This is a genomic window from Streptomyces laculatispora (genome assembly GCF_017353455.1).
In the GTDB taxonomy this organism is placed as follows: domain Bacteria; phylum Actinomycetota; class Actinomycetes; order Streptomycetales; family Streptomycetaceae; genus Streptomyces; species Streptomyces laculatispora.
Window position 1 is genome coordinate 1 of record NZ_JAFMPZ010000368.1, and the last position, 13,127, is coordinate 13,127.

Annotated in this window: 13 protein-coding genes; 8 read left to right on the forward strand and 5 right to left on the reverse strand. The window is 71.9% G+C overall.

What is annotated here, in order from left to right; genetic code table 11:
- Nucleotides 1-193, reverse strand: a 193-nt coding sequence (locus J1C73_RS19305; protein WP_207317507.1) for a DoxX family membrane protein, incomplete at its 3' end; no start/stop codon positions are given.
- Between the two features lie 237 nt (nucleotides 194-430).
- On the opposite strand from J1C73_RS19305, the gene J1C73_RS19310 reads away from it, so the two are divergent.
- The 3 genes from J1C73_RS19310 to J1C73_RS19320 all read left to right on the forward strand — a co-directional run bounded on the left by J1C73_RS19310 (nucleotide 431) and on the right by J1C73_RS19320 (nucleotide 4,251).
- The gene (locus J1C73_RS19310) at nucleotides 431-2,446 is read left to right on the forward strand and encodes an NADPH-dependent 2,4-dienoyl-CoA reductase (protein WP_124285764.1); all 2,016 of its coding nucleotides are present in this window, start codon (nucleotides 431-433) and stop codon (nucleotides 2,444-2,446) included.
- Nucleotides 2,447-2,524: 78 nt separating this feature from the next.
- Nucleotides 2,525-3,076 (forward strand): PadR family transcriptional regulator, encoded by a 552-nt coding sequence (locus tag J1C73_RS19315; protein ID WP_123464728.1) that lies wholly within the window; start codon nucleotides 2,525-2,527, stop codon nucleotides 3,074-3,076.
- Between the two features lie 374 nt (nucleotides 3,077-3,450).
- Complete coding sequence (locus J1C73_RS19320; RefSeq protein ID WP_207317508.1) at nucleotides 3,451-4,251, forward strand: SAM-dependent methyltransferase; 801 nt, start codon at nucleotides 3,451-3,453, stop codon at nucleotides 4,249-4,251.
- Between the two features lie 569 nt (nucleotides 4,252-4,820).
- Here the strand turns inward: J1C73_RS19320 and J1C73_RS19325 are convergent.
- The 4 genes from J1C73_RS19325 to J1C73_RS19340 form a co-directional block, all read right to left on the reverse strand.
- Nucleotides 4,821-5,648, reverse strand: coding sequence for a hypothetical protein (locus J1C73_RS19325; RefSeq protein ID WP_207317509.1), 828 nt, complete (start codon nucleotides 5,646-5,648; stop codon nucleotides 4,821-4,823).
- 66 nt (nucleotides 5,649-5,714) lie between these two features.
- Nucleotides 5,715-6,221 (reverse strand): SigE family RNA polymerase sigma factor, encoded by a 507-nt coding sequence (locus tag J1C73_RS19330; protein ID WP_123464722.1) that lies wholly within the window; start codon nucleotides 6,219-6,221, stop codon nucleotides 5,715-5,717.
- Between the two features lie 631 nt (nucleotides 6,222-6,852).
- Entirely contained in the window at nucleotides 6,853-7,818 is a 966-nt protein-coding gene (locus J1C73_RS19335; protein WP_207317510.1) for a DMT family protein, read from the reverse strand.
- Nucleotides 7,815-8,666, reverse strand: a complete 852-nt coding sequence (locus J1C73_RS19340; protein WP_242644402.1) for a phosphatase PAP2 family protein — start codon at nucleotides 8,664-8,666, stop codon at nucleotides 7,815-7,817. The genes J1C73_RS19335 and J1C73_RS19340 overlap by 4 nt, the downstream gene beginning before the upstream one ends.
- A gap of 163 nt (nucleotides 8,667-8,829) precedes the next feature.
- Here J1C73_RS19340 and J1C73_RS19345 point away from each other — a divergent pair, with 163 nt between their 5' ends.
- From J1C73_RS19345 to J1C73_RS19365, 5 genes are all read left to right on the forward strand, one after another.
- Nucleotides 8,830-9,459: a TetR/AcrR family transcriptional regulator gene (locus J1C73_RS19345; RefSeq protein ID WP_207317512.1), complete on the forward strand. Its 630-nt coding sequence runs from the start codon at nucleotides 8,830-8,832 to the stop codon at nucleotides 9,457-9,459.
- Nucleotides 9,460-9,696: 237 nt separating this feature from the next.
- A complete protein-coding gene (locus J1C73_RS19350) occupies nucleotides 9,697-10,710 on the forward strand; it encodes an SPFH domain-containing protein (protein WP_207317513.1) in 1,014 nt (337 codons plus the stop codon).
- Nucleotides 10,707-11,606, forward strand: coding sequence for an NAD(+)/NADH kinase (locus tag J1C73_RS19355; protein WP_207317514.1), 900 nt, complete (start codon nucleotides 10,707-10,709; stop codon nucleotides 11,604-11,606). The genes J1C73_RS19350 and J1C73_RS19355 overlap by 4 nt, the downstream gene beginning before the upstream one ends.
- A 112-nt stretch (nucleotides 11,607-11,718) precedes the next feature.
- Nucleotides 11,719-12,225 carry a nucleotide triphosphate diphosphatase NUDT15 gene (locus J1C73_RS19360; protein WP_207317515.1) on the forward strand — a complete coding sequence of 169 codons (507 nt, stop codon included), beginning with the start codon at nucleotides 11,719-11,721 and terminating at the stop codon, nucleotides 12,223-12,225.
- A 50-nt stretch (nucleotides 12,226-12,275) separates the two neighbouring features.
- Nucleotides 12,276-12,770 (forward strand): FBP domain-containing protein, encoded by a 495-nt coding sequence (locus tag J1C73_RS19365; RefSeq protein WP_207317516.1) that lies wholly within the window; start codon nucleotides 12,276-12,278, stop codon nucleotides 12,768-12,770.
- Nucleotides 12,771-13,127 lie beyond the last annotated feature (357 nt).

Below are 13,127 nucleotides of genomic sequence, written 5' to 3' on the forward strand. Positions count from 1 at the left end.
CGCCGAGCCCGGCCGCGACCGCGCTGTGCTTCGGCGGATGGAAGCCCATGGCCTCCATCGCGCGGGCGGTGCCCTCGATGCCTCCGCCGCCGAACCAGCCGGCCAGTTTCTGAGTGCCGTGCGCGGCCAGCACCGCGCCGGTGCCGACGCGCAGGAGAAGCAGGCCGAGGTCACGACGGTTCACGATGCCCATGGGGTCTCCGGAAGGTTTCGGGGCCCGCTACGAACGAAGGGCCTGGGGTGCGGTGCGCTACGTGTCCACTCTCCGCGCCGCCGCGTTCCGGCGGGTCACGTTGTTACGCCGTCCGGGCTCGGCCGGGCAGGGCGTGACGCGTGGCACAGTGCGACGTACGCCATTGTGCAACTTGTTGCACAATGGCGTTTCGGTGGTCTAGAACTGGCTCAACGACACTGCGCGAGGAGCCGCCGCATGAGCCCGTACCCGCATCTGCTGAGCCCGCTCGACCTCGGGTTCACCACCCTCCCGAACCGGGTCCTGATGGGATCGATGCACATCGGCCTGGAGGAGGTCGAGCACGGCTTCGAGCGCATGGCCGCGTTCTACGCCGCCCGCGCCCGGGGCGGCGTGGGACTCATGGTCACCGGCGGCATCTCCCCGAACGAACGCGGCTGCACGTTCCCCGGCGGCGCCAAGATGACCACCGAGGCGGAGGCGGCGCAGCATGCGCAGGTCACCTCGGCCGTACACGCGGCCGGTGGCCGGATCGCCATGCAGATACTGCATTTCGGGCGTTACGCCCATCACCCCGGCCTGGTGGCGCCGAGCGCGGTCCAGGCTCCGATCAGCGCGTTCACCCCGCACGCGCTCAGCGACGACGAGGTCGAGTCGACCATCGAGGACTTCGTGGCGGCGGCCGCGCTGGCGCAGCTCGCCGGGTACGACGGCGTCGAGATCATGGGCTCCGAGGGCTACTTGATCAACGAGTTCATCGCCGCGGCGACCAACCACCGCGACGACCGCTGGGGCGGCTCGTACGAGAACCGCATCCGCTTCCCCGTCGAGATCGTGCGCCGGGTCCGTGAGCGGGTCGGCAGCGACTTCATCCTGATCTACCGGCTCTCGATGCTGGACCTGGTGCCCGGCGGATCGTCGCTGGAGGAGGTCGTGCGGCTCGCCCGGGAGATCGAGGCGGCCGGGGCGACGATCATCAATACCGGCATCGGCTGGCACGAGGCCCGTATCCCCACGATCGCGACGTCGGTGCCGCGAGGCGCCTTCACCTGGGTCACCGAGAAGGTGCGCGGCGCCGTCTCCGTACCGCTGGTGACGAGCAACCGGATCAATACCCCGGAGGTCGCCGAGGAGATCCTGGCGGCGGGGCGCGCGGACATGGTGTCGATGGCCCGGCCGTTCCTCGCCGATCCGGACTTCGTCGTGAAGGCGAGCGAGGGCCGCTCGGATGCCATCAACACGTGCATCGGCTGCAACCAGGCCTGCCTGGACCACATCTTCAGCGGGCAGGTCACCTCCTGTCTGGTCAATCCGCGGGCCTGCCACGAGACGGAGCTCACGCTGTCACCGACGAGGACCCGCAAGCGGGTCGCGGTCGTCGGCGCCGGTCCCGCCGGGCTCGCCTGTGCGGTGACGGCGGCCGAGCGCGGTCACGAGGTGACGCTCTTCGACGCGGCCGACGAGATCGGCGGGCAGCTCAATGTGGCGCGCCGGGTGCCCGGCAAGGAGGAGTTCAACGAGACGCTGCGCTACTTCCGCACCCGGCTGGCGGAGGAGAAGGTCGGGCTCCGGCTCGGCGCCCCGGCCACCGCGGGGCAGCTCGACGGCTTCGACGAGATCGTCCTGGCCACCGGGGTCACCCCCCGCACCCCCGCGATCCCGGGCATCGGCCACCCCAGTGTGGTCAGCTACCTCGACGTCCTGCGCCACGGGGCGCCGGTCGGCGACCGGGTCGCCCTCGTCGGGGCGGGCGGGATCGGATTCGACGTGGCCGAGTACCTGACCGACGGCGGGGACGGCGCGAGCCTGGACCCCGAGGCGTTCTTCCGGCAGTGGGGCGTCGACACCGAGTACCGGGAGCGGGGCGGACTGGGCACCGCCGAGCGCCCGGAGTCACCGCGCACGGTCCACCTGCTCCAGCGCAGGGCGAGCAAGGTCGGCGCGGGGCTCGGCAGGACGACGGGGTGGATCCACCGCACCGAACTCCGGCACCGCGGGGTCACGATGCTGGCGGGCGTGGGTTACGACCTGATCGACGACGACGGCTTGCATGTCACGGTCGACGGCGAGCAGCATCTGCTGCCGGTGGACACCGTGGTGCTCTGCGCGGGCCAGGAACCCCGACGTGACCTCTACGAGGAGCTGCTCGCCGCGGGCCGTCCCGCGCATCTGATCGGCGGCGCGGACGTCGCGGCCGAGCTGGACGCCAAGAGGGCGATCCGCCAGGGCACGGAACTCGCCGCCTCGCTCTGACCGGGCGCCCCTCGGCGGTGCGGGCCCGCGGCCCGCGTCGTGGGGCCGCCCGGCCGGGCCGTCCTTAGGATGCACCCCATGTCACTCCCGCACGCGATCCTCACCGCCCTGCTCGAAAAGCCTTCGTCGGGGCTGGAGCTGACCCGCAGGTTCGACCGGTCGATCGGCTACTTCTGGTCGGCCACGCACCAGCAGATCTACCGCGAGCTGGGAAAGCTGGAGCAGGCCGGGCAGATCAGGGCCCTCGTGCCGGCGCAGCCCGCCCGGGGGCAGAAGAAGGAGTACGAGGTACTGCCGGCGGGCCGCGAGGCGCTGTCCGTCTGGGTGGCGCGCCCGGAGGACCCGAAACAGGTCCGCGACCCGCTGCTGCTGCGGATGCGGGCGGCGGCGGTCGTCGGCGCACCCGGCCTGGACACGGAGCTGCGCCGGCATCTGGCGCTGCACCGACGGCAGCTCGCGGAGTATCTGGCGATCGAGGAGCGGGACTTTCCGCCGGAGCGCACCGCGGCGCAGGACCGGCTGCGGCATCTGGTACTGCGGGGCGGCATCGATCTGGAGAACTTCTGGATCGGCTGGCTGACCCGCGCGCTGGCCGATGACGCCGTCCCGGAGGCGCCCGAGCCGGAGTAGGCCGGGCAGGCGGAGCAGGAGTTGTTCCTGGGATTGCGGCGTGGACGGCAGTCCTGGAACGGCCGAGGCGCATCGGCCTCCCGCTGGGCCGCCCACCACCGGCAGCCCCGGGCAGGCCTTGCGGCGCCCGCAGCGCCGACGGCAAGTCACCTACCCGCCAGGCGCGTTGACTCGCCGTACGCCGTACGCGAGCGCATCGGGCCACTCGCACAACGCGTGGCAGGGCGCAGCGTCCGGCCGTCCGGGCGCGCTGATCCGAAACCCTGGGCGGGCCACGGGACATGGGCTGGCTGCAGGGGGCGGCGGATCATGGAGGTACCGTGTCCGGACTTGAGTTCGAGCTGGCTGTGGCGGCCGCACGAGGGGACAAAACAATGAATGAGAACACGCTGTCCGCACCCCACCCCGCGAACGCGCATCCAGCGCGTGTGTACAACGTCTGGCTGGGCGGGAAGGACCACTATCCGGTGGATCAGGAGGCGGCAGAGCTGGCCGCCCGGGCGAACCCGACGATCATCCCGTCGGTCCGGGCCAACCGCGCCTTCCTCGGCCGCGCCGTACGTCACCTGGCGGGGGCCGGGGTCCGTCAGTTCCTCGACATCGGTACGGGGATTCCCGCCGCGGCGAACACCCACGAGGTGGCGCAGCAGGCCGCCCCCGAATCCCGTGTCGTCTACGTCGACAACGACCCGATCGTGCTCTCCCACGCGCGGGCGCTCCTGGTCAGCGGTCCCGAGGGGCAGACCGACTATGTGCAGGCCGATGTGCGGGACGTGGACACGATCCTCGAAGCGGCCTCCCGGAACCTGGATCTCGACCAGCCGGTCGGTCTCATGCTCGTGGCGGTCCTTCAGTACATCAAGGACGCCGAGGACCCCTGGGACATCACTCGCCGGCTGCTGGACCGCCTTGCCCCGGGCAGTCACCTCGTGCTGTCGCATCCGGCCGCCGACGTCACCGCTCCCGAGGTTGCGGAATCGATGCGGATCTACAACGAGCGCGCCGCCAACCACGCCTCGGCCACGCCGCGCACCCATGCGGAGGTGCAGCGTTTCTGCGAGGGCCTGGAAATCCTGGAACCGGGGGTGGTCACGCTGACTCGCTGGCGTCCGGGCCCGTCCGACACCCCGGACGACACCCTGCCCATGTGGTGCGCCGTAGCCCGCAAGGCGTAACCGGCAGCTTTCCTGCCACCAAATACGGGGCTCCACCCGTGAATTGGAGCCGGGCCGCCAGAGCTCCCCGTAGCTCGGCGGCCTCGGCCCAACCCGGGGCCGGCGTCCGCGCCCCTTCCAGAGCACTCCCCCTGCGCATCCGTCGGATCTCCGCGAGCCAGTCAAAGATCGTTCCTCGCCTCCGGCCTGCCCGCCTGGAGCGCGGTCCTGCTGATCCTCCTCGGGGTGGGCGCCCACACCGTCGGTGAACTCCTGTGCGCGGCGGGCGCGTTCGAGCTGCGTTGCAACCTGGCCCCCGCGCACGCCCAGGGCCGGTACTCGCCATCAGGAGCCAGCCGGGTGTGCCGACGTCGAGGCAGGCCCAGGCCGGCAGGGAGGGCGCGGCAACGCTTGTCATCAGATATCGCCGCACCGCAGGTGAGCCAGGGCGGCAGGGCCTCACAGCCAGCAGGCAGACGCCGCCACCGCGTCCGGCCTGTGGCGGGACGACGGCACCGACCAGAACCTCCATGACCTGCCGGTGCAGCGGGTCATGGAGGTTCTGCCCTCACCTTCGGCGATGCGACGGGTCAGCCGACGGCACCGAGGATCGGCGCCCAGGTGGGACCGGCCAGTGCGGCCACCGCCTGCTTCTGGGAGAGCGGGGGGGCGTCACGGGTCGGCTTCGGCCTGTTTCCGCCGCCGAGGTCGCCGGCGGTGTTCCACTGCACCATCTGAAGCTGGGCGCCGGTCGACTTCAGGGTCACCGTCGTCGTCCAGCGGTAGGCGATGTCGGAGTCGGGGACGGAGTCGGCACCAATCGGCTGCCTCTCCGCGATCTTCTCCGACATCACCAGGGCTCCGCCGGGAAGCGCCGCGCTGCTCGGCAGCTCACTCAGCTCGCAGGTGTCGCCGGCCTCAGCACGCCCGGCCGTATGGTCGCAGTTCAGCCCTTCGCCGTCCCTGAGCGGCAGCTTGAGCCGCAGGGCCGAGACACCGACGTTGGCGGCGCCGTGCCCGTCGTTGACGTCCACTCCGCCGTTGGCGACCCACCCGCCGGACGGATTCGAGGGGTCGTTGCTCTGTCCGTCCTCCTTGCCGAACCGGCTCCCGGGGAACGTCTTCTTCACTGCGTCGATCATCTGGGTGCCGGTGATCGAAGAACGGGGCACCGCCAGCGCCACCGTTTCCATGTCGGATCCCGCGGAGCCAGTCCCAGCGAGCACGCCGGGGAGCACCAGGCCGGCAGCCGCGATCGCGGCGCAGGCTCCGACCCCGGCGATGACGCCGGCGCTGCGCCGACGCCGGCTGCGGCTCCGCCCTCGCTCGACGGCTCCGCTCGTGAGCGCGGTGAGATCGGGGTCGAGGGAGTCGGTCGTGCGGTCCAGGGCGTGTGCGAGGTCTGCTTCGAACGGCATGCTGGCGTCACCATTTCTGTCGCTGATGGGGATTCTGCGGTGAGTTCGACCTGTGTGCACCGGCGTTCAGTGTGGAACCAGGTCGGACAGGCTGTCGCCGAGCAACGCGCGCACCCTGTTGAGTGCCCGGGTGCCCTGGGAGCGGACCGCGCTGCTGCTCAGCTTGAGCATCTGGGCGGTCTCCTCGATGCTGCGGTCCTCCCAGTAGCGCAGCAGCAGCACCGCCCTGTCCCGGGGCGGCAGTTGGCCGAGCGCGTCCAGCAGGGTGAGCCGCAGTGCGGCGTCCGGGCCGGCCGCCGCGCTGTCGGGCATGTTCCCGATGGGACGCTCGCCGGTGCTTCGCCGACGCCGCAGGGTGAGGGAGGTACGGACCAGAACCGTCTGGGCGTAGGCCGCCGGGCTGTCCGCTCTGGCCACCCGCTTCCAGTGCACGTACACCCGGCTGAGGGTCTCCTGGACCAGGTCCTCGGCAAGATGCGTGTCGCCCGCCGCGAGGACGTACGCCGAGCGGTACAGCGCCTTCGCCCTCGCGGCCACGAACTCCAGGTACTGATCCTCCTGTGCTGATTTCACTCGGCCCCCGCCTGTTCTCTTGTTCCGTGATCGCCGTGCATACCCCTCTTGACTACGTGAGACGGCAGGATGTCGCGCGGCGGGAGCACCTTCTCTTCCACCGCTGCCGCGTCAGCGGTGTTCCGCGGGCGCCGGAGGCACGACGCCCGGCCCGGCGGGGGCCAAACGGGGCCGGAAGACCAGCGGGCCGGCGGCCAACGCCGCGGCGGCGACGGCCGCCGGCCCACCGGCTTCGTCAGGACGATCCACAAGCCCGCACCCGGTGCTCTGCCGCGAACTCCGTGATCACCGCGCGGGAGTCCGGCCCCACACCCCCGCCGATGATCGGCACCCCGAACTCCTCGGTCTCGACTCGACGTGAGATCGGCTTCACCTCTCACCCCACCCCGGCACCCACATGATCCGCCGGCCATGTCAGTGGAGTGATCAACGCTCAGGAACCGACCGGTTCGACCGATCGGTTCGGCCGGAGATCCACCGGATCGCCGGTCACTTCCAGCGGGTCTCGCTCACATCCACTGTGAGCGGAGAGCGGGGCCGAAGTCCGCGGACCGCGCATCGGCTTCACCACCGAGCGCACCAGCAAGCAGTTCCGTCGAGCCGGGAATCCCCCGGCCTTCGGCAACACGCTTCAGGACCGGCCGGCCCTGATCCTGCGGAGGTGTCCGTGTTCCGGGCGGAGCGCGCGTGGAGTCCTGATGACCACCCGCGACGGTACGGGGGCAGCGGGTGCGGGCCCGGCCGCAGCAGCAGCCTTGACGCCGGACGCCGTCTCGGCCTGCGCGCGGCTGAGCAGGAACACTCCGCGTACCGCGGCGGCCGCGCCCAGCAGCGCCGCGACCAGGCTGATCGTCCCGCCCTGCAGGCGCTCCCCCAGCAGGGCCAGGCCGATGGCCGCCGCGGCCACCGGGTTGGCGAGGGTGACGACGGCAAGCGGTGCGCCGAGGCCGCCGCGGTAGGCGGTCTGGGAGAGCAGCAGCCCGCCGATCGCGAACGCCGAGACGAGCAGCGCGACGACCACCAGACGCCAGCTGAACAGGGGGCCCGTGGTGTGGTCGGTGACGGCGACGGTCAGCGTCTGGGTGAGCGCGGAGGCGACACCGGAGGTGATGCCGGAGGCCGCCGCGTGCCGCAGCCCCGGGCGGGTGCCCGGGCGGCTGAGGCCTGCGACGACTGCGATGGTTCCGGCGCCCACGGCCAGCGCCTCGACCAGGCTGAGGGTCTCGTGCGGGGCGGAACCTCCCGCGGTCGTCAGCAGGGCCCCGAGGCCGAGCAGGGTGAGGAGGGTGCCGCGCCACTCGGTCGTGGAGACGCGGCGTCCGGCCGCACGGGCGCCCAGCGGGACGGCGGCGACCAGGGTGAGTGCACCGAGCGGCTGGACGAGGGTGAGCGGGCCGTAGTTCAACGCGGCGACGTGCAGCAGTGCGCCGCCGGCGTTCAGCCCGACGGCCGACCACCACGCCCCGCGCCCGAGCAGCCGGAGCATCCCGGTGCCGGGTGCGGTGCGCCCGGCGAGCCGCGCCTGCGCCACCGCGGCCGACGCGTACGCGGCGGCGGAGACCAGGGACAGCGCGACGGCGATCAGGGTGGCGTTCACCGTCCGGCTCCGGACGGGACGTAGGACGAGGAGCGACGGTTGGCCTGCGCGGGGGTGGCGTACGAACCGGTGGCACGGGCGCCGGTGGCGGCGGCCGGCCAGGGGATGTGCGCCCTGACCGGTTCCGTGCGCTGCAGGCGCAGGGCCGCGAGGGCCACCGAGAGCAGTGCGGCCACCACGATCGAGTCGAGCCAGTAGTGGTTGGCGGTGCCGACTATCACGAACAGGGTGATCGCCGGGTGCAGCAGCCACAGCCAGCGCCACCGGGAGCGGGTCGCGACGACCAGGCCGACACCCACCATGACCGCCCAGCCGAAGTGCAGTGAGGGCATCGCCGCGAACTGGTTCGCCATCGAGTCGGTGGCGGGCGCCGCTCCGTACACCGTCGGCCCGTACACCTGCCCGGTGTCCACCAGCCCGGTCTCGGCGAGCAGCCGCGGCGGGGCGAGCGGGAAGATCAGGTGCAGCGCGAGTGCGGCGCCGGTGAGTACGGCGAGGATGCGCCGCGACCAGACGTAGTGGCTCGGGCGGCGCCAGTACAGCCAGCCGAGGAAGAGCAGGGTGGCCGGGAAGTGCACGGTCGCGTAGTAGGCGTTCGCCAGGTGGATCAGCGTCTCGTTGTGGAGCAGCAGCCCCTGCACGGCTCCTTCGCCGGGCAGGTGCACGGCGCGTTCGAGGTCCCAGACCCGTCCGGCGTTGTGGAACGCCTCATCGACGTGACCGTTGGCCGCCTGGCGGCCGAACTTGTAGATCACGAAGAGTCCTACGACGAGAAGAAGCTCGCGGACGAGGGGCGGTCGGGCAGAACTGTCCGGCTCCTGATCTGCGGGCCTGCTACCGGCGAGCATCACCCGGTGCCCCTTTGCTGACGAAGCGGTGTGCGTGGCATGGACCGGTCCATGCCGTATCGATACGCCAGTGTACCGATACGCGAACGTATCGGAACACTCGCGTATCGGTACACTGGCGTATCGATGGACCTCGTCGCAGAGTCGCAGAGAGGGAACGCGCATGTCGTCGCAGGAAACCGAGCAGGAGACGGCGCCCGCGCCACGCCGCTCGAAGATCACGCCGGAGCGGGCACAGGAGCTCTACACGGCCGTCCTCGACATGCTCAGGGAGAGCGGCTACGAGTCACTCACCATGGAGGGCGTCGCCTCCCGGTCCCGCTGCGGCAAGTCCACGCTCTACCGCCAGTGGGGCTCCAAGCCGGAGCTGGTCGTCGCCGCCCTGCACGGCACCCGGCGCGGGCTGCTGCCGAGGATCGACACGGGCACACTGGCGGGAGACCTGCGCGAGGCGGCGAAGGCCATCGGCGAGGGCTCCGGACGCGACACCCCGCTGATGCTGGCCCTGAGTCATGCCGCGCTCCAGAGCCCCGAGCTACTGTGCGCGCTGCGCGAAGCGCTGATCCTGCCGGAACTGGTGGCGCTCGACGCCATGGTCAGGCGCGGCGTGGAGCGTGGCGAAGTGGCGGCGGACAACCCCGCCACGGAGTTCGTCTCCGCGCAGTTGCTGGGCGTGATGCGTGCCCGGCCCCTGCTGGAGGGGACCTACGCGGATGAGACCTTCCTCGTCCGCTTCGTGGAAGGCGCCATCCTTCCCGCACTCGGCCTGGACGCCTCGGCGTCCGGGTCCTGACAGACGTGGGCCGTCGCCCCAGCGGATGACGACGGCCCACCCGCGCCGCACCGTGGGGACGGGGGCGGCGCACGATCCGGGCGGCCGGTGACTTCTTCGGAAGTCACCGGCCGCCCGTTTTCGTGCGCCACGTCCGGCCGGCACCCGCCGAAACGCGGGCGACCCCCCTTCTCGTCCCCTTGACGATATGGAGCGACTCTCTTATCGTCTCAATGACGAAAACAAGGGGGTCCTCTCATGGCCGACATCACCAGGCGCTTCGGCTGGCGCCATCTGCGCTCCGCGCCCACGGCTCACATCCGCCACCACAAGCGCGGCGTGCTCGCCCACGACGGCGCGGGGCTGAGCTTCTGGTACCGGTCGCTCAGCGCCGCGCTCTCCGAAGTACCGGTCAACGACCGTGAACTGGCCATGGCGTTCCACGCCCGCACGGCCGACTTCCAGGACGTCACGGTGCAGGCCACCGTGACGTACCGCATCAGCGATCCGGCCGAGGCCGCCGCGCGCCTGGACTTCTCCGTCGACCCGGACTCCGGCGTCTGGCGCGGTGCACCGCTGGAGCAGATCGCGACGCTGCTCACCGAGACGGCCCAGCAGCACACCCTGGACGTACTGGCCCGCACCCCGCTGTCCGGTGCACTGGTCGACGGCGTCGCCACCGTGCGCGAACGGGTCGCCGCGGGCCTGGCCGACGAGCCCCGGCTGCCCGCCACCGGGATCGAGGTGGTGGCGGTACGCGTCGTCGCCATCCGGCCCGAGGCCGAGGTGGAGCGGGCCCTGCGCACCCCCGCCCGCGAGCAGATCCAGCAGGAGGCCGACCGGGCGACGTACGAACGGCGGGCCGTGGCCGTCGAGCGCGAGCGGACCATCGCCGAGAACGAGCTCGCCAGTCAGATCGAACTCGCCCGCCGGGAGGAGCAACTGGTCGAGCAGCGCGGCACCAACACCCGGCGCGAGGCCGAGGAGAACGCGGCGGCCGACGGCGTGCGCGCCGCGGCCGAGGCGGCGCGCAAGGTGCGCCTCGCCCGCGCCGAGGCCGAAGCGGCACGTGAGGTCGGCGCGGCCCGTGCCGAGTCCCAGGCGGCCTGGCTTCGGGTGCACGGAGAGGTGGAGGCCGCGACCCTGCACGCGCTGGCCGCCACCCGGCTCGCCGAGAACCTGCCGCGCATCGACAGCCTCACCCTCTCGCCCGACGTCCTCACCGGCCTGCTCACCAAGCTCGGCAGGCCCGCTCCGGAGACCCGGGCATGAGCCTGGCCCCGAGAGCGGTTCTGGTCCACCGCACCACCGAGTACGAGGAGTTGCTCGCCCGGCACGGCACCCACGGCCAGGCGGCGTTCTTCCTGACGAGCCGGGGCCGGTCCATCGAGGAGGTCGCCCGGCGGCACGAACGCAGCAGGCAGGCGCTGGCCGATGTGGCGGCGGCCGTTCCGCTGCAGTGGCGCCAGTCCCGGGTGGAGCGCCAGGATCTGGACCGGTTCCTGTTCGCACCCGAGGACGTGGTGGTCGTCGTCGGCCAGGACGGCCTGGTCGCCAACGCCGCCAAGTACCTCTCCGGCCAGCCGGTGATCGGCATCGACACCGATCCCGGACGCAATCCGGGGGTCCTGGTCCGCCACCGGCCCGCCGACGCGGCCGCGCTGCTGCGCGCCGCCGTGACGCCGGGCGGCGCGGCGGACGAGCTCACCATGGTCGAGGCGGTGGCAGACGACACCCAGCGGCTGCTGGCCCTCAACGAGATCTACCTCGGTCCGCCGGGGCACCAGACGGCTCGCTACCGGCTCGGCCCGGACGCTGCGGACTCCCCCGCCGAACCGCAGGCCTCCTCCGGCGTCCTGGTCGGCACCGGCACCGGCGCCACCGGCTGGCTGCGCTCCGTATGGCAGGAACGCCGCAGCCCGCTCACCCTGCCGGGCCCCACCGACTCCCGGCTGCTCTGGTTCGTCCGGGAGGCCTGGCCGTCGCCGGTCACCGGCACCTCGCTGGTCGCGGGCGAGCTGGGCCGCGGGCAGGGGCTGCGGCTGACCGTGGAGTCCGACCGGGTGGTGGTCTTCGGTGACGGCATGGAGGCGGACGCACTGGAGCTGACGTGGGGGCAGACCGTACGGCTCGGCATCTCGCCCACGTCGCTGCGGCTGACCGTGTGACCATCCCGCCCGGGGCAGCGCCCGGGAAAGGTCCGGCGGCACCCTCCGCGCCCCGCCCGTAGGCTCGATGCCTCGTAGCGGTCACCGATCGCCGACACTCCGAGGAGCAGACATGGACAGCGACGTGGCGATGATCCCGGCCCGCAACTCCCGGCCGCCACTGGCCCAGGCCGCACTGGGCGTGGGCGTGATCGTGCAGGACACGCAGGGGCGCATCCTGCTCGGCCGGCACCACAGCGGCACCTGGGAGCTGCCCGGCGGGAAGGTCGATCCGACGCACGAGTCCATCGCGGCGGCGGCGGTGCGGGAGCTCCGCGAGGAGACGGGCCTGGAGGTCGCCGAGCGCGACATGGCCGTCTTCGCGATGCTGCACGACGCGGTCGGCGGCATCAACCGGGTGACGATGGCCGCCCTGGTCAGGGTGGAGTCGGGCAGCCCGCAGGTGACCGAACCCCATCTCATCAGCGCCTGGCAGTGGACCCGCCCCGAGGCGCTGCCGACGCCGTTGTTCGACCCCTCGGCCCAGATCCTCGCGGCCTGGCGCCCCGGTCTCGGCATCGAGCACCCGCCCGCCCACCGGCTCTCCGTACTGCCCGAGGATGCACAGGTGAACTCCTAAATCATTTATTCATTTGCCTAGGGGTCATAGGCAGAGTTAGCTTCGGTTACATGAAGGCCGTGACCGAGCAGGACATCCGCATGTCGTTCATCAATTGCTCCAAGGGGGAAGCCAAGCGTCTGCCGCTCCCCCGTGATTTCGAGGAGCTGCCGTGGGAGGATCTGGACTTCCTCGGCTGGCGTGACCTCTCCGCTCCCGGGCGCAGCTACATCGTCACCGAGCACGACGGCCGGCTGGCGGGCATCACACTCCGCTTCCCCTCCCAGCAGCGCGGCTTTCTGCACCGGAGCATGTGCTCGCTCTGCCTGACCACGCACCCGGGCAGCGGGGTCTCCCTGATGACCGCCCGCAAGGCCGGACCGACGGGGCGCGAGGGCAACTCGGTCGGCCTGTACATGTGCACCGACCTCGCCTGCTCGCTCTACGTACGGGGGAGGAAGGCCGTGCCCTCGGGCGCCCGCTTCAAGGAGTCGCTGACGATGGAGGAGCAGATCGCCCGCACCACGGCCCATCTCTCCGGCTTCGTGGCCAAGCTCTTCGGCTGAGCCAGAGGTACGCGGGAACGAGAAGACCGGGGCGGCGGTGCTCTCGGAGGACGGCAGCCGGGATGCGAGGGACAGCACGAGACCGGTGGCCAGGCCGGCGACGACCGCTCGCTGTCGCGGGACGCGCGGGCGCCTTCACGGCCGGTGGGGACAGTTCGCCATGAACGCCCTTTCGCTGGTGGGCTCATGGTGCGGTTCACCGGTGCGCGGGGCCGGCTGCACCGGCCCCGCGCACCGGTGGCCCCACGCGCCGGCAGGGCGTCCCGGCTAGCGCATACGGCCCGCGGCCTGCGCGAGGAAGGTGTCGAGCACGCCGTCACCCACCTTGGGCCGGACGCTGCCCCAGGAATTGCGCGG

What these genes read in the sequence shown, in the direction of transcription:
- J1C73_RS19310 (WP_124285764.1), top strand. Translation starts at nt 431, where the DNA reads ATGAGCCCGTACCCGCATCTGCTGAGCCCGCTCGACCTCGGGTTCACC.
- J1C73_RS19315 (WP_123464728.1), top strand. Translation starts at nt 2,525, where the DNA reads ATGTCACTCCCGCACGCGATCCTCACCGCCCTGCTCGAAAAGCCTTCG.
- J1C73_RS19320 (WP_207317508.1), top strand. Translation starts at nt 3,451, where the DNA reads ATGAATGAGAACACGCTGTCCGCACCCCACCCCGCGAACGCGCATCCA.
- J1C73_RS19325 (WP_207317509.1), bottom strand. Translation starts at nt 5,648, where the DNA reads ATGCCGTTCGAAGCAGACCTCGCACACGCCCTGGACCGCACGACCGAC.
- J1C73_RS19340 (WP_242644402.1), bottom strand. Translation starts at nt 8,666, where the DNA reads ATGCTCGCCGGTAGCAGGCCCGCAGATCAGGAGCCGGACAGTTCTGCC.
- J1C73_RS19345 (WP_207317512.1), top strand. Translation starts at nt 8,830, where the DNA reads ATGTCGTCGCAGGAAACCGAGCAGGAGACGGCGCCCGCGCCACGCCGC.
- J1C73_RS19350 (WP_207317513.1), top strand. Translation starts at nt 9,697, where the DNA reads ATGGCCGACATCACCAGGCGCTTCGGCTGGCGCCATCTGCGCTCCGCG.
- J1C73_RS19355 (WP_207317514.1), top strand. Translation starts at nt 10,707, where the DNA reads ATGAGCCTGGCCCCGAGAGCGGTTCTGGTCCACCGCACCACCGAGTAC.
- J1C73_RS19360 (WP_207317515.1), top strand. Translation starts at nt 11,719, where the DNA reads ATGGACAGCGACGTGGCGATGATCCCGGCCCGCAACTCCCGGCCGCCA.
- J1C73_RS19365 (WP_207317516.1), top strand. Translation starts at nt 12,276, where the DNA reads ATGAAGGCCGTGACCGAGCAGGACATCCGCATGTCGTTCATCAATTGC.